The organism is Brevibacterium sanguinis, from assembly GCF_039528855.1.
Taxonomy (GTDB): Bacteria; Actinomycetota; Actinomycetes; order Actinomycetales; family Brevibacteriaceae; genus Brevibacterium; species Brevibacterium sanguinis.
In genome coordinates, this window is sequence record NZ_BAAAMB010000003.1 from 189,367 (window position 1) to 212,876 (window position 23,510).

A 23,510-nucleotide genomic window follows, 5' to 3' on the forward strand; every position below is an offset into this window, starting at 1 on the left:
CACCAAAGCCACATCAGAGCATCAAGGAGAGCAATGACCACTGCGGCAACCCGACTCAAGGACAAAGTCTGCGTCATCACCGGCGGTGCCTCGGGCATCGGGCTGGCCAGCGCGCGGCGCCTGGCCGAAGAGGGGGCGAAGGTCGTCATCGCCGATCTCGACGAGACGCGCGGGCCGGAGGTCGCCGAGGAGCTCGGCGGCCTGTTCGTCCGCGTCAACGTCGCCGAGGAGGAGGATGTGAGGAACCTCTTCGCCCGCACCGTCGAGCACTACGGACGCGTCGACGTCGCGTTCAACAACGCCGGCATCAACCCCACCGACGACAGTTCGATCCTCACGACCGACCTCGCCGCGTGGCAGAAGGTGCAGACGGTCAACCTCACCTCCGTCTTCCTCTGCTGCAAGTACGCACTCGAGCAGATGGTCAAGCAGGGGTCGGGATCGATCATCAACACGGCCTCGTTCGTCGCGCTCATGGGGGCGGCGACCTCGCAGATCTCGTACTCCGCGTCGAAGGGCGGGGTGCTGTCGATGAGCCGCGAACTCGGCGTCGAATTCGCCAAGCAGGGCATCCGCGTCAACGCCCTGTGCCCGGGACCGGTCAACACGCCGCTGCTGTCGGAGCTCTTCGCCGCCGACCCGGTGCAGGCGCAGCGGCGCCTCGTCCACGTCCCGAGCGGACGCTTCGGCGAACCCGAGGAGATCGCGGCGGCCGTCGCGTTCCTCGCCAGCGACGATTCGACGTTCGTCAACGCCTCGACGTTCACCGTCGACGGCGGCATCACCTCGGCGTACGTCACCGCGGAGTAGTCAGTGCGGTCGGACAGGGTGACGATCCTCGTCATCGAGCACGAGACGGGCACGGGACCGGAGCGGTTCGGTCAGTGGCTGGAGGAGGCCGGCGCCGAGGTGGTCGTCGTCCGGCCCTACCTCGGCGACGCGATCCCGGTGGACGTCGACGGTCGCGGGGGCGGCGGCGGTCTCGGGGGCCGCGGCGGCCTCGGCGAGTTCGGTGCCCTCATCGTTCTCGGCGGCGCGTCCGGTCCCCTCGAGGATGCGGACAATCCCTGGTTTCCACAGGTGAGGAGTCTGCTGCGCCGGTCGGCCGATGGTGAGTTCCCGAGCTTCAACATCTGCCTCGGCGGGGAGCTGCTCGCCGCGGCCGCGGATGCGCCGATCACCCGGCGAGCGCGCCCGCAGATCGGCATCTACGATCTGCACACCACCTCGGCGGGGGAGGCGGACCCCGTGTTCGCCGCCCTGTCGGGGATGACCTTGCCGTCGGTGCTCTTCCACCAGGAGGAGATGGCGCTGCCCGACGGCGGGGAGCTGCTCGTCACCGGGTCGGACGCCCCGGTGCAGGGCTTCCGCGTCGGCGAGTTCGCGTGGGGCACCCAGTTCCACCCGGAGACGGACTCCGCGCAGATCCGGCGGTGGCTGCGCTCGGACGCGGTCGCGCTGCCCGAGGGGAAGACGACGGACTCGATCGTCGCCGAGCTCGATGCCGCCGATGCCGAGCTCGTGCGCGTCGGTCGCGTGCTCGCGCAGAGCTTCGTCACGTACCTCCGGGAGCGGGCGGAGGAGTCCGGCAAGGCCGCTGGCACCGGATCCTCTGCTGTGCGCGCGGCAGGAGAGTGACAGTGGCCGGTCTTCACCATGTCGAGCTGTGGCTCGACGAGCGGTCGTCGTCGTGGGACTCGTGGGCGTGGCTCTTCGATGCGCTCGGGTTCGAATGCGTGCACGAGTGGTCGGGCGGTCAGACCTGGAAAGGCGACGGTCGCGGCTATCTCACCCTGACGACGTCGCCGAACCTCCTGCCCGAACAGTTCGACCGTCGCCGAGGTGGGGTCAACCATCTCGCATTCGTCGCCGACGCCCGGGCAGACGTCGATTCCATCATGACGGCAGCCGCCGCCCAGGGGTGGCAGCCGCTGTACCACGAGCGCTATCCGCACGCTGGGGGAGACGACCATTACGCGGGCTGGTTGGAGAATGCCGACGGATTCAAGGTCGAAATCGTCGCACCGTGAGTTCAGAGCGGCCTCGCCGTGGATGCGACGAGGCTGCTCCCACCTCAGGGGTAGACGATCTTCTGGTCCGTGTTGCTGTAGCTGATCGAATCGGCCATCGAGCCGACGAGGCCCATCGTCACGCGCAGCAGTCCGGGTTCGACATCGTCGAGCGGCGGTGGCGTGTCGGTGCCGATGGTCACCGAATCGCCGTTCGCCGTCGTCGCGGTGATCGATCCGAGGTAGACGCTGACGTGGCCCTTGAGCGTCATCTGATCGGCCTTCGTCACGAGCCCCGGCTCGTCGGGCGGCCGCACCGTGAGTGAGAATCCGTCGATCGTGATCGACTCCGCGGTGATCTTCAGGGCGCGGATGCTCCCGCCGTCGGCCGTCGGCACGGTGACGATCGAGATCCCGCTCAGCCCCGTGAACGACAGCTTCTCCGATCCCATCGACGCAGGCGTCTTCGCGAAGACCGGGGCCGTGTCGTCCTCCTCCGCGTCGACGGGTGCCGTCGGTGATGGCGACGGACTCGGCGACTCGGTGGGCGACGGTGATTCGGTGGGTGCCGGGCCGATCGGCGCAGGCCCGGTGGGTGCAGGCGACTCGGATGGTGCGGGGTCTCCGGGGCCGAGGTCACCTGGGGTAGGTTCAGCCGGGCCCGGTTCAGCCGGTCCGGGGGCCACCGGTGCTCGGGGCACCTGCGGCGTCGGTCCCGCAGCCGGGCCGGGCAGAACCGGACGCTCGCACGGCGTCAGCTCAGAGCAGAGCCCACCCATCCGATCCACCGTCGCGGCCCCGGAGGCCTCGGGGGCCGTGGCCCCCACGGACGCCGGGACCGTGAGTGCGAGAGCAGCCAGGAGCAGCGCCGTCCGCGGCCCCCGCGCCCTCATCCAGTCCCCTCATCGCTCGACGTGCCAGTTCCCGATGACTGAGGTCCCGATGCCGGGTCGCGCGGGCCCATCCAGGCGACGACGAGCACCGCACCGACGCTCGCCAGCAGCATGCCGAGGACGAACCCGCCGAGGTTGACCCCGACGAGCGAATAGATCGCGACGATGAGCGCGAGGATCCCGTAGAACACATGATGCGTCGGCATCGTGATCGCGAGGACGCCGAGGAGCACGAGCGCGATCGGGATGACCGTGGCCTGCAGGCCCTCGATGCCGAACTGGATCTGGATGTTCCCGGTGTCGAGCTGGCCGGAGAAGAAGAGCTCGATTCCGCCGAGGACGACGAGCACCCCGCCGATGAACGGCCGCTGCCGACGCCAGTGCCGAAAGCCCCGGGCGTCCTCGGCGCTGCGGCGGCTCCGCCGCGTCGGCGGTGCCTGCGTGTCCGGGGTGTCGGCGGGGCTATGGGTATCGGTCGATGCCTCAGCCATCAGAAGCACGTCTTCGAGCCGTCGGTGAGCTCCAGCTTCATCCCCTTGAGGGTGAAGACGGATGCCTGGGTGCTCCAGGCCGTCTGCTCGAGGCCCGAGATCGAGATCGTATCGGCGTCCTGGGCGAAGTCGCCGGGCGAGCCCTTGGCCTTGGTCTCGACGTCCGAGGCGTCGACGCCGATGCGGATGTTCTCGAACTCGGCGTCGCCCTTGAGTCCGGTCATGCCGATCTGCAGATCGCTGGCCGTCGCCGGTTCGCCGTCGCCTCCGGCCGTGATGAGGACGCCGACCTTGCCGAGCGGCGTGTCGGTGACCGCGGACTGGCAGAGGTCGCCCAGCTCGGCGCTCTTGATGTTCGCGATCGCGACGGTATGGTCGCCGCCCTCGGTGTCCTTCGCGACACCGCCGTACTGGGAGAATCCGGTGCCCTCGAGCTGAGAGGCGCTGATCTGGAACTGGCTGCCGGAGACGGAGAACGAGACCGGGACGGCCCCCTGGGCGACCCCGCCCATGAGGCCGGCGGAGACGATGCCTGCGGGAATCGCGACGAGGGCGATGCGCCCTGCATGAGTCGAGCCGAGGGCGCGCAGATGACGGAGCATGGGGAACTTCATTGATCCTCTTCCCGACGCCGACTGCAGTGTCGGCGCCTCGAATGTGACGTAAGTTACTACGGGGTGTTACTGCACGGTATAACGATCGTCGGCGGCAAATCAACACCCCGTTCTCGGACCGGCCGGAACGCGATCGCCATGGAAGGCCCCTTGTCCACCGAGGCGGTCGGGGGCGTCGCTGAAGACCGGCGTCTCTGCCGATACCGTGACATCCGTAGTGCGTCAGTGCGGAATCCGTCGGATGCACCGCGAAATCCGCACAACCTCGGTGAGGGCACCGTGACCGTCCGAGCAGTGATGATTCGCCCAGGTTTCGCCACTTGTTGCTCAGGTCACGTGTTGATAGCGTGAGACGCAGGCATGCGCGATCCGTCGCCCCAGACGGTGCAGTGGCATGCATTCGCGTCACCGGAGCCCACCCAGGGCACCGCGAGTCAAAGGAGTCCGATATGAGCAATTCAGTCAGTGCCGCCACCGGCTACCGGGTCGAGAACCCCGCCACCGGTGAGATCATCGAGCGGTTCGACACCGCGACGGACGAGCAGATCGGCCAGGTCATCGACGACGCTGCCGAGGCCTACCTCTCCTGGCGTGAGAAGACCATCGAGGAGCGCGCTGCGATCGTCAACAAGGTCGCCGACCTCTTCGGTGAGCGCAAGGAGGAGCTCGCGAAGATCATCGCCGAGGAGATGGGCAAGCCCATTCCCGAGGGCGTCGAGGAGGCCGAGTTCTCCGAGGCGATCTTCAACTACTACGCCGACAACGGACCCGAATTCGCCAAGGACGAGGAGATCAAGTCGTTCTCCGGCGGCAAGGCGTTCATCCAGCGCCGTCCCGTCGGCGTGCTGCTCGGCATCATGCCGTGGAACTTCCCGTACTACCAGGTGGCGCGCTTCGCGGCCCCGAACCTCGTGCTCGGCAACACGATCATCCTCAAGCACGCTGAGATCTGCCCCCGGTCGGCCGCGGCGATCCAGCAGATCATGGACGACGCCGGTGTGCCCAAGGGCGTCTACAACACCGTCTACGCCTCGCACGACCAGATCGAGACGATCATCGCCGACCGCCGCGTCCAGGGTGTGTCCCTGACCGGTTCGGAGCGGGCCGGTTCGATCGTCGGTGCGCTCGCCGGCAAGTACCTCAAGAAGGCCGTCCTCGAGCTCGGCGGTTCGGATCCCTACATCATCCTCGACACCGACAACCTCGACGAGGCCGTCGACACCGCGTGGGGCACCCGCCTCTACAACACCGGTCAGGTCTGCAACGCGAACAAGCGCATGATCGTCATGGACGACATCTACGACGACTTCGTCGCCGGTCTCACCGAGCGCGCGCAGAGCTCGCAGAAGTCGAACCCCTCCGATCCGATCGAAGGCGGATACTCGCCGCTGTCCTCGCGTGCCGCCGCGGAGAATCTGCGCAAGCAGCTCGACCGCGCCGTCGAGCAGGGTGCGACGCTCGTCGGCGGTGAACTCGCCGACGACGGTTCGGCCTACATCACCCCCGCCGTGCTCACCAACGTCACCGAGCAGATGGACGCGTACCGCGAAGAGCTCTTCGGCCCCGTCGCGACCGTCTACAAGGTCTCGAGCGACGACGACGCCCTCAACCTCGCCAACGACACGGACTTCGGCCTCGGCGGCGCCGTGTTCTCGAAGGACGAGGAGCGCGCCGCGAAGATCGCACAGCGCCTCGACGTCGGCATGTCGAACGTCAACACCCCGGCCGGCGAGGGTGCGGAGATCCCGTTCGGCGGCACCAAGCGCTCGGGCTTCGGACGCGAGCTCGGCCCCTACGGCATGGACGAGTTCGTCAACAAGCGCATGTACTACGTCGCCGAGTGATCACCTGGTGAACTCAGCCTGATCGGTCGCGCACCGATCACCGCGCGGGCGTCGCGCCGGGTCCGGGAGTCCTCCCGAGGCTCGGTGCGGCGCCCGCGTCGCTGTGCGCAGATCGTTAGTCGCCGCGTGCTCAGCAGGCGAACCGCTTCCATTCCCGCGCGCCCGCCTCGGTGAGGACGACGCTGCGGGGGACCCGGCCCGGCGCGATCCAGCCGCGGTCGACGAGGGTGCGCGTGACCGCCGTGCCGAGGGGACCGGCCAGATGATGCGCCTGCTCCGTCCAATCCACGCAGTAGCGCAGCGGCCGATCGGTCAACAGCACCCCGTCGTCGACGCCGAGTTCACCCAGCGCCGCCGCCCCCGCGGGACTCAGGCGATACTGCGCGCCGCGCCCGGGTGCGGACAGTGAGTCGATGCCCGCCTCAGGGTGGTGCAGGCCGTCGCCGCCGGTGACCCAGCCGCAGCCGATGAAGCGGGCGAACATCGCCACTCCGAGGCCGCCGGCCAGATGGTGATAGCAGGTCCGTCCACGACGCAGGGCCCCTGAACGGGTGTACTCGCGCAGAGAGGTGATCGGCGTCGTCGGGGCCAACCGCGAGAGGGAGACGATGACGTCTTCGATGCCGTCATCGGCGAGCCGGTAGTACCTGTACCGGCCCTGAGGGATGACCGTGACCAGCCCGGCATCGAGAAGCACGCCGAGGTGACTGCTCGCCGTCGATGCGGAGACCCCGGCCTCCTCTGCGAGGCGACCGGCCGGCAGAGCTCGCCCATCGGCAAGCGCGGTGATCACGCGGACCCGTCTGGGGTCGGCGAACACCGCAGCCATGCTCGCGATGTTCGGTGAGCCTGTGACGTCGGGGCGCTCCGCGGGGCGTGTGCTCATGAGCTCAGACTAGGCCCCGAACATTTCGACGCCCAGCGAAACGTCTGCGACCTACGGTTCAGTCATGTCTCGGACTCTCCTCATCGTCGCCCTCTGCGCGGGCTACTTCCTCGTCCTCCTCGACGTCACGGTCGTCAACGTCGCGCTGCCGAGCATCGGCGCGGACCTGGGCACCGGGCACCTCGGGCTCGCATGGATCGTCGACGGGTACGCCGTGCCGCTTGCCGGACTCATGCTCGTCGCCGGAGTGGTCGGGGACCGCCGCGGACATCGCGGGATCGTCCTCGCGGGTTTTGCAGGGTTCGGTGTCGCTTCGGTGGTCTGTGCCCTCGCCCCGACCATCGCCGTCCTCGTGGCGGGCCGCGCCCTGCAGGGGATCGCAGCGGCACTCGTCCTGCCCGGGACGCTGGCCCTGCTCACCGACCTTGCCCGCGACGCCGCCGACCGGGTCCGACTCATCGGTGCGTGGGCGGCGCTCGGCGGGATCGCGCTGCCCTCCGGCCCGCTCATCGGCGGACTCATCGTCGGCGTCGTCGGCTGGCGGTCCGTGTTCTGGCTCAATATCCCGATCGTCCTCGCGGCACTCGTCCCGCTCGTGCGCTCATCAGTCGGCTCGTCCCGCCGAAGTCACACCGCGCAATCACCGTCACCTGACCAGACTGAGACTGCCGCTTCAGCAGACAGTCGAGCCCCTGCAACCCCAACCGGCGAACCGGGAGCTTCGCTTCCCCTTCTCCTGCTGGCGTGTGGGGTCGCGGGACTGATGAATCTCTCCGTGCTCGGCACGCTTCTCCTCCTCACCCAGGACCTCCAGGAGGTCAGGGGTCTGAGCCCACTCGCTGCAGGCGTGGCGACGCTGCCGGCGCTCCTTCCGCTTCCGCTCCTCGGGATGGTCGCCGGACGGATGAGTGCTCGCCTCGGCGTGTGGCGTGCCAGCGCCGTCGGCCTCGCCATCGGCGCGGCAGGGTTCGCAGCGATTGCGCTGAGCTTCCTCGCCGAGGCGGCCCTGCCGTGGCTGCTCTATCCCGCGCTGGCGCTCTGGGGGAGTGGGATCGGACTGCTCACCCCGCCCATCGTCGCAGCCGCAGTGCAGGCGGCACCCTCGTCTCCCGGTCTCGCCTCCGGCGGGTCGAACACGGCCCGTCAGGCCGGAGGAGCGATCGGCGTCGCCGTCTTCGCCGTGGCGGCAGGAAGCGCGAGCGCTCCGGCGTTCGCGGTCCGTTCGGCCCTCGTCATCCTCGGCGCAGGACTTGCCTTCCTCATCACCACGGTCGTCTGCTTCATCATCGGGCACCGTGGTCAGATCTCGAACTCCCAGGTGGCATCGTGAGGCAGCGACGGCACGGGCCAGCTCGGATCGGGCTGGAACGATTCGTAGCCCGAGCCGAAGGGGAATCGCCACTCTTCCACATCGGCCACCGCACGCTGGGCGGCCTCGCGGATCGACGTGATGTCGGCGGACGAGAACAGGCCCGCCGCCTCGGCGAATTCGAGTTCGTCCTCGTCCTTGAACCGATGCGTGCCGTCTGCGGCGACCACGAGATCGAGGACGAGATCCGAGGTCGTGATGCCTGAGCTGTCGCGGGTGAAAGGAACCTCGATGTTGACGTAGTAGGAATCTCGTCGTCCCGACGCGCTCTCGAAGAACCACACCGAGTGCATCGTGTCGGGCTGGAACACCGCGAGGATTCCCTTGCCCGCCCAGGTCCGCACCGCCTGCGCCCGAGGTGCCGTGAATCGTGCGGATCCTTCGGCGCTGCGCAGCTCCGAGCCGTCCGCGAGGACCTGATGAAGCAGGCGCGTCTCGGGTGCCAGCCACACCGCCAGATGTCGCTCGTCGTCGGCGACGACCGTGACGGGACGCTGATCGACGAGATCAGGGAAATCCGGGTTGATATAGGTCCACAGGATCGCATCCCCGCGGTGCCATCGTCGGTCATCCATGCCTTCCAGTATCGCCTTTGAGGCGGATGCATCGCCTCCGAGGTGGATCCCGCTCGAGATCGGCGCTGAAATCGAGCGGGATCCACCTCTGGAGCGCGGGAGACGGGGGCACGGGCGTCGCGCCGGGTCCGGGAGTCCTCCCGAGGCTCGGTGCGGCGCCCTGAGTTTCCCGCTCATCTCCACCCTTTAGACTGCGCACTATGACGGAGCAGTGGACATCACGGTGGCACATCACCGGCAACGGCCAGGTCATCCGACAGTGGTCGAACGGCACGGACGCAGGCGAACAGGTGTTCCGGCGGATCCCCGCCGACCGCCGCCCCGAACTCTCCGAGATCGTCGCCCTCGACGAGGAGCTCAGCCGCTTCGACACCGTGTGGAGCCGCGTGACCATGGTCTTCGTCTGGCTCGGCGCACTCGCGATCCTCGGCGTGATCTTCGGGCTCTTCGGCCTCCCGATGTACGGCGTCGCCGACTCGATCTCCCTGACCGTCGGCGTCACCTCGGTGATCATCATCGTCCTCATCCCCATCGCCGCGATCTTCATCATGCGCGCCCTGCGCTCCCGCGTCACCCGGCTCTACGCCGAGGCGGGACTGACCGACCCGCTCGGGATGATCGTTCCGACCCCCGACGCAGAGATCATGGTCGGCGCCCCGAAGACCGTCTCCACCGACCCGACCCCCGCCAAGGCCCCGGACATCAGCGCCCGCAGCCACGCGGCCTGAGCGTCCCCGTGCCCATCACCGCGAGCATCCTCGCCACCGCGGCGTCCCATCCCGACAGGCCCGCGATCGTCGGCGGTGACGGCCGGCTCACCTACGCCGAGCTCGTCGCCGACTCCCGTGCCGTCTTCGCCGCCGTCGCCGCCCTCCACCGCGCCCAACCCGCCCCGCCGACACCGGCCCCGGAGACCGCGGGCGTGCCGATCACGGCCGTCAGCCACACCTCGGCGTTCCTCACCGCCCGCATCGTCGCCGGACTCGCCGGCTTCCGCGCGGTCTCCGCGACGATCGACCCCCGCTGGCCGCTGAGCCACCAGGTCGGGATCATCCAGGCCACCGGCATCGGCGTCGTCATCAGCGACTCACCCGCCCTCGCCGAGGCGCTCGCCGCCTCCGCGTGGACCGGCACCGTCATCTCCGCGGCCGCCTTCGAGACCGCCGTCACCGCCCGCCGATCCGACCCCGACCTCCCCGCCCCGAGCGTCCGCGTGCCCGCGGAGCCCTTCCTCATGCTCTTCTCCTCGGGCACGACGAGCAATCCGAAGGCGTTCATCAAGACCCGGGAGCAGTACCGGGCGAACGTCGCCGTCTCCGCCGCTCACCTCGAACCGCTGCCGGGCGTCGCGACGCTCGCACCCGGACCCGTGTCCTACAGCCTCACCCTCTACGCCGTCATCGAGAGCCTCGCGACCGGCGGCACCATCCACGTCGCCGACGAGTTCGACCCCGCAGCCATGGGTCGGCGCATCGCCGAGGAGAAGATCACCCGGGTCGTCGCGGTGCCCGCGATCATCCGGGCGCTCGCCGAGGCGGCGGGCCGCGACCCCGCACGCTTCGCCGGTCTCGACCTCGTGGTCACCGGGGGAGCGAACCTGCCCGCGGTCATCCGCGACCGCCTCGGCGAGGTCCTTCCCGACACCCGTCTCATCAGCTATTACGGGGCCGCGGAGATCGGATTCATCGGAGACTCCCGCGCCGGCGACGGCACGTGGATCACGATCTATCCGACGATCGGCGCACAGATCCGCGACGACTCCGGTTCCCCCGTGCCCGACGGCGAGCTCGGGACGCTGTGGATCCTCGCCGCCGCATGCTCCGAGGGCTACGTCACCGGCACGAGCACCGAGGTCCTCCGCGGCCCCGACGGCTGGGCCACCGTCGACGATCAGGGGCGGATGGACGACGGTCTCCTCCAGCTCGCCGGGCGCGCTGGGGACATCGCGGTCACCGGGGGTCACAAGGTCTCCCTCCCCGAGGTCGAACGGGCGTACGGCACTGTGCCCCACCTCGGCGAGGTCGTCGCCATCGCCCTCCCCGATGCGAACCTCGGCACCGTCGTCGCCCTCGTCATCGAGGACGGCGGCGACCAATCGACGCCGGAGTCGATGCAGGATTCGGAGTCGGGCGTCCCGGACAAGGCGGCCCTCCTCGCACACGGGCGGACCCGGCTCGCACCGCAGTTCGTGCCGCGGCGGTTCTACGTCCTCGATCGACTGCCGCGCACGGTCGGCGGGAAGATTCGACGCACGGAAACCGTTGACCTCATCGTGAACGACCAGGGACGCAGACTGTGAGGCGGCGACAGTGAGCGGTGACCGCCGCGCCGTCATCACCGGCATGGGCGCGATCACCCCGAGCGGACTCGACCCCGAGAGCCTCTGGGACGCGGTCCGCGCGGGACGCAGCGCGATCGACGTCCTCGTCGGAGAGGAGTTCGCCGACCTCGCCGTGCGCATCGGCGGGCAGATCACGGACTTCGACGCCGAGGCGGTCCTCCCGCGAGCGCTCGCCCGTCGTCTCAGCCCGGTCCAGCACTGGGCGATCGCCGCCGGCGACCAGGCGCTGGCGCAGGCCGGCATCCCCGACCCCGCCGCCGCGCTGCCGTGGGACCGCGAGCGCGTCGCCGTCATCGCCGCCACCGGATCCGGACCCGTCGATGCCATGCAGTCAGCCACCCGCGCTCTCGACGCGGCGGGCCCGCGCGGCGTCCCCCTGACCCTCGCCATCCACGGCGCCCCCGATTCCGCGGCCGCCCTGCTCAGTCAGCGCTACGACCTCCGCGGACCCGCACAGGGCGTGTCGGCCACCTGCGCGTCCGGGGCGATCGGCCTCGGCGAGGCGATGCGGCGCATCCGCCACGGGTACGCCGACGCGGTCCTCGTCGTCGGGATGGAGGACTGCCTCGGACCGGTCAACCTCGCCTCGAACGCCAACCTCCGGGCACTCGCCGCCGGGTACGAGGACGATCCGCGGGCGGCGAGCCGACCCTTCGACGCCGCCCGGAAGGGCTTCGTCATGAGCCAGGGGGCTGCGGCGATGCTCCTCGAATCCGTCGACAGCGCTGCCGCCCGCGGCGCCGCGGTGCTCGCCGAGCTGACCGGGTTCGGTGCCGCGAGCGATGCCCACCATCCGACGAACCCGCACCCCGATGGCCGCGGTGCGGCAGCGGCGATGCGCGAGGCCCTGACCGATGCCGGGTTCGAACCGGCCGACATCGACCACATCAACGCCCACGCCACCGGCACCCCGGCCGGTGACCGGGCCGAACTCGCCGCCTTCGACGCCGCCCTCGGCGAGACCGCCCGCACGATCCCGATCAGCGCGACGAAGTCGAGCACCGGCCACCTCCTCGGCGCCGCCGGGGTCGTCGAAGCGATCATCGCGATCGCCACGCTGCGGGATCAGGTGCTGCCCCCGACGCTCAACCTCGGCGACCCCGACGCCGAGGGCTGGGACATCGTCGCAGGCCAGGCACGATCAGTGGGCGACGAGGCGCCGATCGACACCGTGCTGTCGACGTCCTTCGGCTTCGGCGGCCACAACGGCGCGATCATTCTCCGCCGGCCGCAACCATGACACCAGCGCAACCATGAGACCAGAGATCCAGGAGAGACGATGACCGATCGCGAAGCCCACATCACCGAACTCGGGGAGCGCTTCCTGCCCGCGGAGATGCTCGAGCGCTTCCGGGAGCGCGCCGCCGTCACCGACCGGGAGAACGGCTTCTTCGACGCGGACCTCGAGGAGCTCAGGGCCAGCGGCTACCTCACCGTCTTCGTCCCCGCCGCCTATGGGGGACCGGGGCTGAGCCTCTTCGAGGTCGCCCGACTCCAGCAGCGCCTCGCCGCGGCGGCACCGGCGACCGCGCTCGCCGTCAACATGCACCTCATGACCACCGGCGTCGTCAAAGCCCTGGCCGATCGGGGCGACGATTCGCTGAACTGGGTGTTCGACGAGGCCATGGCCGGTGAGATCTTCGCGTTCGGGATCTCCGAACCGGGCAACGACTGGGTGCTCCAGGGCTCGAACACCGAGGCGGTCCCGACACCCGACGGCGGCTACGAACTCACCGGGGTGAAGATCTTCACCTCGCTGTCACCCGTGTGGACCCGGCTCATCGTCCACGGCGCGATCACCCCGGTCGACGACGGCATCGCCGGTCCCGACGGCGACGAACCGGCGGAGGGCGAACTCGTCTACGGGTTCATCGACCGCGACGCCCCGGGCATCAGCGTCTCCGATCGCTGGGACGTCCTCGGCATGCGGGGCTCCCAGTCGCGGGCGACGATCCTCGACCGTGTGCCGATGCGCCCCGACCGCGTCTCGCGCGTCATCCCCGCCGGTCGTCACCCCGACCTGCTCACGTTCGCGATCACGAGCAACTTCCAGCTCCTCATCGCCGCCGTCTACGCCGGCATCGCCGCACGCGCCCTCGAGGTCGGGGCGGCAGCGCTGAAGACGCGGAGATCGGCGAAGTCCGGGACGACGTTCGCCGAGGTCCCCGAGGCCCGCACCCGACTCGCCGACGCCCACCTCGACTACCTCGCGGTGCCCGCGATGATCGACGCGTACTCCCGCGACTTCGACGACCTCGTCGATCACGGCGCCGGCTGGCCACTGCGCCTCGTGGGTGCGCGGATCAAGTCCGCCGAGGTGGCCCGCCGCACCGCGGAGGCCGCCCTGCTGAGCACCGGCGGCAGCGGCTTCGACAACAGCCATGAGGCCTCCCGCCTCTACCGCGACGCGACGGCCGGGCTCTTCCACCCGCCGAGCCCCGACGCTGCCCGCCCGATGTACGCCGCAGCGCTTCTCGACGACTGAGAGTTCCCGCAAACATATTGACATATAAATATACGTGCATACGATTGGGGTATGGACGAGAAGCGGAACGAGTCGGCAGCTGTCACGGCGACGAACGACCGGTCGCGTGCGAAACCCGGCGACGATGGGCACGGTCACGGTCGCCTCGGCGGGCCTGCGTGGGAGCTCGGGTTCGCGATCGCCTCCGGTGTCACCTACATCGCCGGAGCGATCTTCGAGTACTTCGTCCCCGGCGCACCGCTGACCCAGATCGCCATCCCCCTCTTCCTCGCCACGTACTTCTTCGGCGGGTTCTTCACCTTCGCCACGGCGATCAACTCCGTGCGGCACGGCCGGTTCGAGGTCGACTTCCTCATGCTCGTCGCCGCGATCGGCGCGGCCAGTGTCGGGCGGTTCGCCGAAGGCGCTGTGCTCCTCTTCCTCTTCTCCCTCGGTCACGCGCTCGAGGAGTACGCGATGGGTCGGGCCAAGCGCTCGATCGAGGCGCTCGCGGAGCTCGCCCCGGCCACCGCGCTCGTGCGCGTCGGCGATGACGTCGTGGAGCGGCCCACCGAGGACCTCGAGATCGGCGATGTCGTCGTCGTGCGCCCCCATGCCCGCATCCCCGCCGACGGCTTCGTCGCCGTCGGCAACTCGGCCGTCGACCAGTCGGCGATCACCGGTGAGAGCATCCCCGCGGAGAAGTCCCCGGTGACCGACCGCACCGAGGCCGTCGACAACCCGGGGCGCATCGACCCGGCCTCCCGGGTCTTCGCCGGCACCGTCAACGGGTCCGGCTCCCTCGACATCGTCGTCCTCGCCGTCTCCGCGGACTCGACGCTCTCCCGGGTCGTGACGATGGTCCGCGAAGCCGACGACACGAAGAGCGCGACCCAGCGCTTCATCGACCGGTTCCAGCGCTGGTACGTTCCCGCCGTCATCGCGATGGTCCTCATCGTCCTCTTGGTCGGCTGGTTCGTCCTCGACGAGACGTTCGCCGACAGCTTCTACCGGGCGATGCTCGTCCTCGTCGCCGCGAGCCCGTGCGCGCTCGCCATCGCGACCCCCGCCGCTGTCCTCTCCGGTGTCGCCCGCGCGGCCCGGGCGGGGCTGCTCATCAAGGGCGGCGGACCCCTCGAGACGCTCGGGAAGGTGCGCTCGATCGCCTTCGACAAGACCGGCACACTGACCTGGGGGTTGCCGCGGCTCACCGACATCCGGCCCGCCGCGGGCGTCGAGGCCGGCGAGCTCTCCCGCGTCGCCCTCGCCCTCGAGTCCTCCGTCGACCATCCCCTCGCCTCGGCGATCGTCACCGGACTCGACCCGCAGGTGCCGGCCGCCGAGCGACTCGAGGCCGTCGACGTCGAATCGGTCACCGGTCAGGGCGTGACCGCGACGATCGCCGGGCAGCGTGCCGAACTCGGCAGCCTGCGGATGTTCGCCGGCGACCTCACCCCGGAGATCGAGGAGCTCGTCACGCAGCTGCAGAACGCGGGCCGGACGATCATGGTCGTCCGCTGGGGCGGTCGGTTCCTCGGTGCCCTCGGCGTCATGGACGCCCCGCGCGCGGAGGCGAAGGCCGTCATCAGCTCCCTGCGCACCTCCGGCGTCGATGAGCTCGTGATGATCTCCGGGGACAATCAGCGCGTCGCCGATGCGATCGGCTCCGAGGTCGGCGTCGACACCGCTGCCGGCGACCTCATGCCCGAGGACAAGGTGTCGACGATCCGCCGACTCGCCTCACAGGGCGACACCGCGATGGTCGGCGACGGTGTCAACGACGCCCCGGCCATGGCGAACGCCTCGGTGGGGGTGGCGATGGGGGCCGCGAGCTCGGCCGTCGCGCTCGAGACCGCGGATGTCGCGCTGATGAGCGACGACATCGGCAAGGTCCCGTTCCTCATCCGGCTGAGCCGGGCCTCCTCGGCGATCATCCGGCAGAACCTCATCGCCTCCCTCGTCATCGTCGCCTTCCTCGTCCCCGCGAGCCTGCTCGGTCTGCAGATGGGGCCGGTCGTGTTCATCCACGAGGGATCGACGTTCCTCGTCGTCCTCAACGCCCTGCGGCTGCTGCGGTTCGGCAACGGCGACGAGCACTCGGGCATCGCCCACGAGAACCGCCCCGAGCCCGCACGGGCGTGAACGACGAAGTTCCGGACGCGGAGTGTCGATTCGGGTCACTGATATCGACACTCCGCGTCCGGAACTTCCGTCACGCGGGGGTCACGCCGCGGCGCGTGAGACTGCCGGGGCCTCAGACCTCCGGCAGGAGGGAGATCGGGTTCTCGATGCAGTCGGCGACGAAGGTGAGGAACTCGCTCGGCTCGGCGCCGTCGCACGCGCGATGGTCGAAGACGAAGCTGAGGTACATCACCTTGCGCACCGTGAGTTCGCCGTGTGAGACCCACGGCCGGTCCTTGATCCGACCGAGGCCGAGCATCGCGACCTCGGGCAGGTTGATGATCGGGGCGGACCCGTCGACGCCGAAGACACCGTAGTTGTTGAGCGTGAACGTTCCGCCGGTCAGCTCCGAGGACGCGAACTTGCCTGTCGACGCCTTGCCCACGGTCTCGCCGATCTCGTCGCGCAGCTGTCGCAGGCTCATCTCCCCGGCCCCGTGGACGACGGGAACCATGAGCCCGCGCGGCGTCTGTGCGGCGAGTCCGAGGTTGATGTCGCCGTGGGTGACGATCTCGTTCGCGGTCGTGTCGATCGAGGAGTTGAGGATCGGATACTTCTTCAGCCCGGCGATGACGAAGCGCGCAACGAGGGCGAGCAGAGAGTACTTCTCACCCGTGCGGGCCTCGAGCGCCTTCTTCGTCGTCAGCAGTTCGGTCGCGTCGACATCGAGCCAGATCGTCGCCTCGGGGATCTCCCTCCGCGACTGGGAGAGCCGCTCGGACACGACCTTCCGCAGTCCCGTGATCGGGGTGCGGGTGTCGCGGTCGGTGCTCGGGATCGGGGTTCCGGTCGTGGCCGCGGTGTGCGGCTGGCCCGGCGCCGAGGCGGTCGTGCCCTGATGCTCAGGAGTGCCCCGGAGGCCGGTCGTGCCCTGGCGATCGACGGCGGCGAGGACGTCTGCCCGGGTCACGACCCCACCGGGGCCGGTCCCCGGCAGGTGCTTCGCGCTGATGCCGTGGTCCTTCGCGAGTTTGCGCACGATCGGCGAGGAGACGGGAGAGGTGGTGGCGGTGTCTGCCGGCTGCGCGGTTGGAGCTGCCGGCACCGGTGTGCTCGGTGTCTCCGCAGGTGAGTCGGTCGCCTTCGCGCCGAATGAGCGCTTCTTGCCCGAGCGCGCCTTCGGCGCGGTCGTGCCGTAGCCGATGAGGTTCGCCCCTCCGCCTTCGATGCCGACGGGGTCGGCATCGTCGGTGGGCAGTTCGTCCGCGGCACTGGTGGAATCGGCGCCGGCAGCGCTGGTGGAACCGGCGTCGCCCGCGGGCGCAGCGTCAGCGGCCCCCGCCTCGGCGACGGAGAGCAGAGCCTGCCCGGCCTCGACGGTGTCACCGGCGTTCGCGTGGAGCGCGACGATCGTGCCGGCGAACGGGCAGGGAAGCTCGACGACGCTCTTCGCGGACTCGACCTCGACGACCATCTGGTCGACGTGGACGGTGTCGCCGACGGCGACCTTCCAGCCGATGAGCTCCGCCTCGGTGAGGCCTTCGCCGAGGTCGGGGAGGATGAAGTCGCGTGCTCCGGTGGTCGACACAGCACTCATCACAGCTCCCAGTCCCAGGATTCGAGGGCGTCGAGGACGCGTTCGGCGGTCGGCAAGTAGTACTCCTCGAGCTTCGGGGACGGGTAGGGCACGTCGAAGCCGGTGACCCGGAGGATCGGGGCGGCGAGGTACGTGAAGTTGCGTTCGGTGACCCGGGCGGCCACCTCGGCGCCGTAACCGCCGAACTGGGCGGCCTCATGGATGACGACGGCCCGGCCGGTCCTGCGGACCGAGGCGGACACGGTCTCGTCGTCGAACGGCGAGAGCGAGCGCAGGTCGATGACCTCGATGGACAGTCCGTGCTCGGCTCCGGCCTCGGCGGCCGACAGTGCCGTGCGAACGGTGGGCCCGTAGGCGAGCAAAGTGACGTCGGTGCCGTCGCGGACCACCTCGGCGCGGTTCATGGGAGCCGTGGTCACCGGCAGGGTGAGCGTGTCCTTCATCCAGTACCGGGACTTCGGCTCCATGAAGATGACGGGATCGTCGGAGGCGATCGACTCGCGCAGGAGCGAGTACGCGTCGGCCGGATTCGACGGGGTGACGACGGTGAGTCCCGGCGTCGACGTCCAGTACGCCTCGGAGGAGTCCGAGTGGTGCTCGACGCCGCCGATGTCACCGGCGTACGGGATGCGGATCGTGATCGGCAGGGTGACGCGGCCCTTCGTCCGGTTCCGCATCTTCGCGATGTGGGAGACGATCTGCTCGAACGCGGGGTAGGCGTACGCGTCGAACTGCATCTCGATGACCGGGCGCATCCCCGCCATCGCCATGCCGACCGCGGTGCCGGCGATGCCCGACTCCGCGAGCGGGGAGTCCCACACGCGTTCGGGTCCGAATTCCTTCCGCAGGCCCTCCGTGACCCGGAAGACCCCGCCGAGGCGGCCGACGTCCTCGCCGTAGACGACGACGTTCTCGTCCTCGGCCAGGGCATCGCGCAGCGCCTGGTTGAGTGCCTTCGTCATCGTCACCGAGGCGGGGGCAGGGGTGGTCGCGGTCGTGGCGGTGGCTGTGTCCGCGGTCGTGGCGGTCGCCGGCTCAGGAGTGTCGGTCGGTGCCGTGTCGGTCGGGGAGTCGACGCTCATGCCTCAGCCCCTGCGAGTTCGGCCTCGAGCTGGGCGCGCTGCTCGCTGAGGCTCGCGCGCTCGGTCCCGTAGACGAAGGCGAAGAGCTCGGTCGGGTCGACCTCGGCCTCGGTGTTCATCGCATCGCGCACCGAGGCGGCCAGCGTCTCGGCCTCGGCCGCGATCTCCTCGACGCGGGCGTCATCGAGGACGCCGCGGTCGCGGAGGAACGTCTCGAGGCGGTCGATCGGGTCGAACTGCTTCCAGTGCTCGACCTCCTCGGCGTCGCGGTACTTCGTCGGATCGTCGGAGTTCGTGTGCGACTCCATCCGGTACGTGAGGCATTCGATGAGGGTCGGGCCGTCGCCTTCGCGGCCGCGTTCGAGGGCCGCGGAGACAGCGGCGAACACCGCGGCGACGTCATTGCCGTCGACGCGGATGCCGGGCATCCCGTAACCGGCGGCGCGGTCGGCGAGCATCGTCGCGTTCGACTGCTCGCGCAGCGGGGTGGAGATCGCGTACTGGTTGTTCTGGAGGACGAAGACCGTCGGGGTCTGCCACACCGAGGCGAAGTTGAAGGCCTCGTGGGTGTCGCCCTCACTGCTCGCACCGTCGCCGAGGAAGGTCAGCGTCGCCGCGTCACGGCCCTTGAGCTTCGAGGCCATCGCGAAGCCGGCGGCATGGAGGGTCTGCGTGGCCAGCGGTGTCGCCGCCGGTGAGGTGTGGTACTCCTGCGGGTCGAACCCGCAGTGCCAGTCACCGCGGAAGGCTGAGAGGATCTCACCGACGGGCACGCCGCGGGTGAGCAGGGCCGCGGAGTCCCGGTACGTGGGGAACAGCCAGTCGTTCGGCGACAGCGCAGTCGTCGCACCGACCTCGCACGCCTCCTGTCCCGCCGCCGACGGGTACGTGGCAAGGCGCCCCTGCCTGGTCAGGTGGGTCACCTGCGCCTCGAACCGGCGGACGAGGACCATCTGCCGGTAGAGGCCGGTCAGTGTCCGATCGCTCGGGATCGAAAGCCCCTCGGTCGGGGTGTCGGTCGGTCGGCCGTCGGGGCCGATGAAGCTGATGGGCTGCAGCTGGGGAAGAGCGCGGCCTGTGGTGGGAACGTCGATGGTCATGACTTCATGATGACGTGACCGCGATCACCGATCCAGGCTCTTCAGACGGTCACGGACGGGGGTGCCGATCGTGTCGCGAACGGTGGACGAACTGCGCGAACGAGGCGGGGTGGAGCGGACGAATGGCCGGGGTCGAACGGGGCTGCTGAGCGCGCGGGCCGCTCAGATCTCACCCCAGCGGTAGCCGTGGACGGTGAACGCCTCGGCGACCTTCACCCGCTTGCCCTCGACGCCGCCTTTGAATGCCTGATGGCCGCCGAACTGGGACACGCACGCCATGTCGGCAAGAAGTCGTCAGGCGGGCAATTCGTCGCCGGCGCATCGACTTCTCGCCGACATCGCCGGCGTGTCGGCGTCGAGGAGGGGAGTCGACCGACGATCGACCGCCTCGGCGGATTGCGGAGCGACGAGAATTCAGGTTAGGCTAACCTACGAGATCACGAACGGATCGCGCGTCACGGCAGTTGACACACCTGCTTGGAGTCGCGACCTGCGGGATCTCGCTGTTTCATCCGACACGGAACCCTCGACAGCGGCGATTCGGTCGTCCGCGCAGATGCTGCCGATCATCGTGCGCGCACGACACAGCGACGGCCGCGTCGAGGGTTTCCGTCGTTCGCTCCGCGAAAGGACGCTATGACACTGAAGACGATGACCGCGCTGACCGCCGGCTGCGCCGCGCTCGCCCTCCTCGCCGGCTGCGGGGGCGGCGGTTCCGGGGACACCGAGGCGGCGGGCGGCGGCGAGACGCGCACCGTCACCGACGCCACCGGAGCCGACATCGTCATTCCCGCCCAGCCGCAGTCCGTGGCCACCCTGCACTATGCCGCGACGGAGACCCTCATGGATCTCGGGCTCACCCCTGTCGGGCAGGGGGAGTACCAGGAGGCCTCGGTACCTCAGGGATGGGTCGACCGCCTCGGCGAGGTGCCCGTCGTGGCGACCGACGAGCCGGACATCGAACGGCTCGCGACGACGGACCCCGACCTCATCCTCGCCCCGAACACCCTCGACTCCGGAGTCGTCGACCAGCTCGAGGACATCGCTCCCGTCTACCAGTTCACCCTGCGCGGCGGAGACCGCGCGAACTGGAAGCAGCGGGTCGGGGAGGTCGCCGACGCGGTCAACCGGAGCGCGGAGCTCACGGCCCTCGACGACGCCTTCATCGCCGAGCAGACGCGCATCAGCGAGGAGTACAGCGACGTCACCGACGGGACGACGATCGCCACACTCTCCTCATTCACCGAGAACACCGCGTACCTGTGGGGGAGCGGGAACATGCTCGGAACGATCTACGACCCGCTCGGTCTCACGTGGTCGGCCGACGAGGACAGGGTCATCGCGGAGAACGCCGAGGCGGCGGAGCCCGACGCCGAGGTCTCGCTCGAACTCGTCGACAAGGCCGCCGGGGACGCCGACATCGTCTTCGTCACCTCGAACCTGCGCGGCGAGTACGACGAGCTGAGCACCGCGCTCATGGACTCACCGGTCTTCGCTCAGCTGCCCGCCGCGCAGGCCGGCAACGTCTATCCCAACGGCAAGTCGACGATCGCCGGATACTCCGACGCGAACTACAGTCTCGAGATGGTCGAACAGGCGCTGCAGGCGTACCGGCAGAGGTGAGCGCGGCACGGCCCGGCGCGTGGGCTCAGCTCAGAGCGAAGCTCAACTCAGCGGGCTCTGTGCGCCGGGACGGTGGCCCTCAGCCTCGTCGAGGATGAGCAGCGACCGTGACGAGGTGACGCCGGGCACCTCGTGGATGCGGCGGAGGATGACCTGGGACAGTGCCGTGTTGTCGGGGGCATTGACGGTGACGAGGGCGTCGATGTCGCCGCTGACGGCCTGAACCTTCTCGACGAAGGGGAGCGCGGCGAGCTCGTCGCGGACCTCCGGCCACGGCCGTTCGCCGACCTTGACGACGACCACCGCGGTCACGGACATGCCGAGGGCGGCGCGATCCACCTCGGCGGTGAAGCCCTTGATCGCCCCCGACTCGAGGAGGGCGGTGAAGCGCTTGTGCGCGGCGGACCGGGAGATGTGCACGCGTTCGGCGAGCTGGCGCACGCTCAGCCGGGAGTCCTCGACGAGGGCAGCGATGATGCTGCGGTCGATGTCGTCGAGGTCGAATGACAAGGGCGTGCTCCTTCGGCGTCGCTGCTGGCTGCCGCCCGGCAGCCTCGGTGCGTCGTGCTCCTCTCCGGGGTCGCGCTCGTCGTGAACCAGCACCCGGTCGAGGTTCCACCATTCTAAGTGGGCACGGCCGGTCGTGGGGGCCGGGGCGGATCCCAACGGCCGGGATCCCGGCGACCGGGACAACGGCGGCCGGGGTCCCGGTGGTTCCCACCTGGCACGGCGGTGTCGACGGCAGGTGCGGGTCACCTCGGCGGACTGGTAGGCTTGAAATCGATCGTTCGTTCAGTGGCGATGGACCCGTCCCGCAACGACAGGCACCCTGGTGTCCGAAGTGTGGCCTCCACCACGTACCATGGAGGGCGGAGCACGCCGCCGCATGCGCACGCGGATGCGGCGGGCGAACGGCATGTTTCCCGCCTGTAGATTATGGGGGAGACGACACTCAGCAGGACTGACTGCTCGGCGGCGGACCTGCGTCATTCGAATAGGAGCCACGTTGAAGATCGCTGTGTTGGTCAAAGAGGTCCCGGACACGTACGGGGATCGCAAGCTCGATCTCGAAACCGGCCTGGCGGACCGTGCCGCCTCGGAAGCCGTGCTCGACGAGATCGGCGAACGCGCCCTCGAAGTCGCCCTCAACTACGCGGACAGCCACGACGGCACCGAGATCACCGTCATCTCGATGGCCCCGTCGGGTGCGACCGCGACGATCCGCAAGGGCCTGGCCATGGGCGCCGGCAATGCGGTCCACATCTCCGATGAGGAACTCCTCGGCGCCGACCTCGGGCTCACCGCCGAGGTGCTCGCCGCCGCCATCCGCCGCGGCGACTACGACCTCGTCGTCACCGGCAACATCTCGACCGACGGCAATGCCGGCATGCTCCCGGCGATGCTCGCCGAGCACCTCGACCTCCCGCACGTCACCGGCCTGAGCACCGTCGAACTCACCGACACCGCCGTCTCCGGCACGCGCGCCGTCGACGGCGGTCAGCAGCAGGTGACCGCGGAGCTGCCCGCCGTCATCTCGATCACCGAGGCGCTGCCCGAGGCGCGCTTCCCCAACTTCAAGGGCATCATGGCGGCGAAGAAGAAGCCGTTCGAGGTCATCGGCCTCGCCGACCTCGACATCGACGCCGCCGATCAGTCGACCGCCCGGTCGATCATGGTCTCCGTTGCCGAGAAGCCCCCGCGCGAAGCCGGCGAGAAGATCGTCGACGACGGCAACGGCGGAGCCGAACTCGCCGAATTCCTCATCAAGAACCGCCTGGCCTAAGGAGAGAAGACATGGCTGAATTCCCCCAGGACACCATCCTCGTCGCGCTCACGGTCGATCCCGAAGGCGCTCTCGAGAAGCCCGCTGCCGAACTCCTCGGCGGTGCCGCCGCGATCGGCAGCCCCGTCGCGCTCATCGTCGCCCCTGCCGGCACCGGTGACGCCGCGGCGGAGACGGCGGCCTCGCTCGGTGCCGTCCAGACCCTCATCGCCGAGGTGCCCGCGGGCAGCTCCGCGCTCGGCACCTTCGCCGTCGACGCCCTCGTCGGGGCCGCGGAGCTCACCGCGCCCGATGCCATCCTCGTCCCGAACTCGATCGACGGCCGCGACCTCGCCGGCCGCTTCGCCGTGCGCACGGGCTCGGCGCTCTCGGTCGACGCGATCGGCGTCGAACGCGATTCCGAGGGCATCGTCGCCGACCACTCCGTCTACGGCGGCGGCTACACCGCGCAGTCGGCCCCGACCTTCGGCGCGCCCGTCATCACCGTCCGCCTCGGTGCGATCGAGAACCGCGCTGAGGCCCAGCCCGCGAACGCGCAGACCCTCGAGGTGACCGACTCCGGCAAGCGCAGCGCCGACGTCACCGCCTACGAAGCCGTCGTCGAGACCTCCTCGCGACCCGAGCTGCGCGGGGCGCAGAAGGTCGTCTCCGGTGGTCGCGGTGTCGGCTCGGAGGAGTCGTTCGAGCTCGTCGGCGAATTCGCCGACGTCCTCGGTGC

22 protein-coding genes are annotated in these 23,510 nt (G+C 69.6%); 13 read left to right on the plus strand and 9 right to left on the minus strand.

Features of this window, described 5'->3' with window-relative positions; translation table 11 throughout:
* Positions 1-33: 33 nt before the first annotated feature.
* Genes ABD154_RS03365 through ABD154_RS03375 form a run of 3 tightly spaced genes read left to right on the plus strand, consistent with a single transcriptional unit; the run spans position 34 to position 2,030 of the window.
* Entirely contained in the window at positions 34-810 is a 777-nt protein-coding gene (locus ABD154_RS03365) for a 3-oxoacyl-ACP reductase (RefSeq protein WP_198500150.1), read from the plus strand.
* 3 nt (positions 811-813) lie between these two features.
* Entirely contained in the window at positions 814-1,638 is an 825-nt protein-coding gene (locus ABD154_RS03370; RefSeq protein WP_344250039.1) for a type 1 glutamine amidotransferase, read from the plus strand.
* A 2-nt stretch (positions 1,639-1,640) separates the two neighbouring features.
* Entirely contained in the window at positions 1,641-2,030 is a 390-nt protein-coding gene (locus ABD154_RS03375; protein WP_344250041.1) for a VOC family protein, read from the plus strand.
* Positions 2,031-2,074: 44 nt separating this feature from the next.
* Here the strand turns inward: ABD154_RS03375 and ABD154_RS03380 are convergent, their stop codons facing one another.
* The 3 genes from ABD154_RS03380 to ABD154_RS03390 form a co-directional block, all read right to left on the minus strand.
* Complete coding sequence (locus ABD154_RS03380) at positions 2,075-2,461, minus strand: hypothetical protein (RefSeq protein WP_198500153.1); 387 nt, start codon at positions 2,459-2,461, stop codon at positions 2,075-2,077.
* 437 nt (positions 2,462-2,898) lie between these two features.
* Complete coding sequence (locus tag ABD154_RS03385) at positions 2,899-3,393, minus strand: DUF6114 domain-containing protein (RefSeq protein ID WP_344250044.1); 495 nt, start codon at positions 3,391-3,393, stop codon at positions 2,899-2,901.
* Positions 3,393-4,007 carry a DUF6230 family protein gene (locus tag ABD154_RS03390; protein WP_198500155.1) on the minus strand — a complete coding sequence of 205 codons (615 nt, stop codon included), beginning with the start codon at positions 4,005-4,007 and terminating at the stop codon, positions 3,393-3,395. The genes ABD154_RS03385 and ABD154_RS03390 overlap by 1 nt, the downstream gene beginning before the upstream one ends.
* 449 nt (positions 4,008-4,456) lie before the next feature.
* On the opposite strand from ABD154_RS03390, the gene ABD154_RS03395 reads away from it, so the two are divergent.
* Positions 4,457-5,851 carry an NAD-dependent succinate-semialdehyde dehydrogenase gene (locus ABD154_RS03395; protein ID WP_198500156.1) on the plus strand — a complete coding sequence of 465 codons (1,395 nt, stop codon included), beginning with the start codon at positions 4,457-4,459 and terminating at the stop codon, positions 5,849-5,851.
* Between the two features lie 130 nt (positions 5,852-5,981).
* Here ABD154_RS03395 and ABD154_RS03400 read toward each other — a convergent pair whose 3' ends face one another.
* Entirely contained in the window at positions 5,982-6,737 is a 756-nt protein-coding gene (locus ABD154_RS03400) for an ArsR/SmtB family transcription factor (RefSeq protein ID WP_344250047.1), read from the minus strand.
* A gap of 64 nt (positions 6,738-6,801) precedes the next feature.
* Between ABD154_RS03400 and ABD154_RS03405 the strand changes: the two genes are divergently transcribed.
* Positions 6,802-8,067, plus strand: coding sequence for an MFS transporter (locus ABD154_RS03405; protein ID WP_344250049.1), 1,266 nt, complete (start codon positions 6,802-6,804; stop codon positions 8,065-8,067).
* On the opposite strand, the gene ABD154_RS03410 is transcribed toward ABD154_RS03405, so the two are convergent.
* Positions 8,037-8,681, minus strand: a complete 645-nt coding sequence (locus ABD154_RS03410; RefSeq protein WP_344250051.1) for a DUF402 domain-containing protein — start codon at positions 8,679-8,681, stop codon at positions 8,037-8,039. The genes ABD154_RS03405 and ABD154_RS03410 overlap by 31 nt on opposite strands.
* Before the next feature lie 200 nt (positions 8,682-8,881).
* Between ABD154_RS03410 and ABD154_RS03415 the strand changes: the two genes are divergently transcribed.
* From ABD154_RS03415 to ABD154_RS03435, 5 genes are read left to right on the plus strand one after another with little or no spacing between them, the layout of a single operon-like run.
* Positions 8,882-9,409 carry a hypothetical protein gene (locus tag ABD154_RS03415; protein WP_198500160.1) on the plus strand — a complete coding sequence of 176 codons (528 nt, stop codon included), beginning with the start codon at positions 8,882-8,884 and terminating at the stop codon, positions 9,407-9,409.
* Positions 9,410-9,417: 8 nt separating this feature from the next.
* Positions 9,418-10,980 carry a class I adenylate-forming enzyme family protein gene (locus ABD154_RS03420; RefSeq protein WP_344250053.1) on the plus strand — a complete coding sequence of 521 codons (1,563 nt, stop codon included), beginning with the start codon at positions 9,418-9,420 and terminating at the stop codon, positions 10,978-10,980.
* A 10-nt stretch (positions 10,981-10,990) separates the two neighbouring features.
* Positions 10,991-12,262 carry a beta-ketoacyl-[acyl-carrier-protein] synthase family protein gene (locus ABD154_RS03425; RefSeq protein ID WP_344250055.1) on the plus strand — a complete coding sequence of 424 codons (1,272 nt, stop codon included), beginning with the start codon at positions 10,991-10,993 and terminating at the stop codon, positions 12,260-12,262.
* Between the two features lie 39 nt (positions 12,263-12,301).
* Positions 12,302-13,507 (plus strand): acyl-CoA dehydrogenase family protein, encoded by a 1,206-nt coding sequence (locus ABD154_RS03430; RefSeq protein ID WP_344250057.1) that lies wholly within the window; start codon positions 12,302-12,304, stop codon positions 13,505-13,507.
* A 51-nt stretch (positions 13,508-13,558) separates the two neighbouring features.
* Positions 13,559-15,628 carry a heavy metal translocating P-type ATPase gene (locus ABD154_RS03435; protein ID WP_344250059.1) on the plus strand — a complete coding sequence of 690 codons (2,070 nt, stop codon included), beginning with the start codon at positions 13,559-13,561 and terminating at the stop codon, positions 15,626-15,628.
* A 112-nt stretch (positions 15,629-15,740) separates the two neighbouring features.
* Here the strand turns inward: ABD154_RS03435 and ABD154_RS03440 are convergent, their stop codons facing one another.
* The 3 genes from ABD154_RS03440 to pdhA are packed head-to-tail and all read right to left on the minus strand — an operon-like array spanning position 15,741 to position 19,386.
* On the minus strand, positions 15,741-17,204 hold the full coding sequence (locus tag ABD154_RS03440; RefSeq protein ID WP_344250061.1) for a dihydrolipoamide acetyltransferase family protein: 1,464 nt from the start codon (positions 17,202-17,204) through the stop codon (positions 15,741-15,743).
* A complete protein-coding gene (locus ABD154_RS03445; protein ID WP_344250063.1) occupies positions 17,204-18,286 on the minus strand; it encodes an alpha-ketoacid dehydrogenase subunit beta in 1,083 nt (360 codons plus the stop codon). The genes ABD154_RS03440 and ABD154_RS03445 overlap by 1 nt, the downstream gene beginning before the upstream one ends.
* Positions 18,283-19,386, minus strand: a complete 1,104-nt coding sequence (gene pdhA / locus ABD154_RS03450) for a pyruvate dehydrogenase (acetyl-transferring) E1 component subunit alpha (protein ID WP_344250065.1) — start codon at positions 19,384-19,386, stop codon at positions 18,283-18,285. The genes ABD154_RS03445 and pdhA overlap by 4 nt, the downstream gene beginning before the upstream one ends.
* 636 nt (positions 19,387-20,022) lie before the next feature.
* Here pdhA and ABD154_RS03455 point away from each other — a divergent pair.
* On the plus strand, positions 20,023-21,009 hold the full coding sequence (locus ABD154_RS03455) for an ABC transporter substrate-binding protein (RefSeq protein WP_344250067.1): 987 nt from the start codon (positions 20,023-20,025) through the stop codon (positions 21,007-21,009).
* A 42-nt stretch (positions 21,010-21,051) separates the two neighbouring features.
* Here the strand turns inward: ABD154_RS03455 and ABD154_RS03460 are convergent, their stop codons facing one another.
* Positions 21,052-21,519 (minus strand): Lrp/AsnC family transcriptional regulator, encoded by a 468-nt coding sequence (locus ABD154_RS03460; protein ID WP_211978451.1) that lies wholly within the window; start codon positions 21,517-21,519, stop codon positions 21,052-21,054.
* Between the two features lie 496 nt (positions 21,520-22,015).
* On the opposite strand from ABD154_RS03460, the gene ABD154_RS03465 reads away from it, so the two are divergent.
* Together ABD154_RS03465 and ABD154_RS03470 are read left to right on the plus strand one after the other, a co-directional pair.
* Positions 22,016-22,792 carry an electron transfer flavoprotein subunit beta/FixA family protein gene (locus tag ABD154_RS03465; RefSeq protein ID WP_344250096.1) on the plus strand — a complete coding sequence of 259 codons (777 nt, stop codon included), beginning with the start codon at positions 22,016-22,018 and terminating at the stop codon, positions 22,790-22,792.
* A gap of 11 nt (positions 22,793-22,803) precedes the next feature.
* Positions 22,804-23,510, plus strand: a 707-nt coding sequence (locus ABD154_RS03470) for an electron transfer flavoprotein subunit alpha/FixB family protein (protein ID WP_344250098.1), incomplete at its 3' end; no start/stop codon positions are given.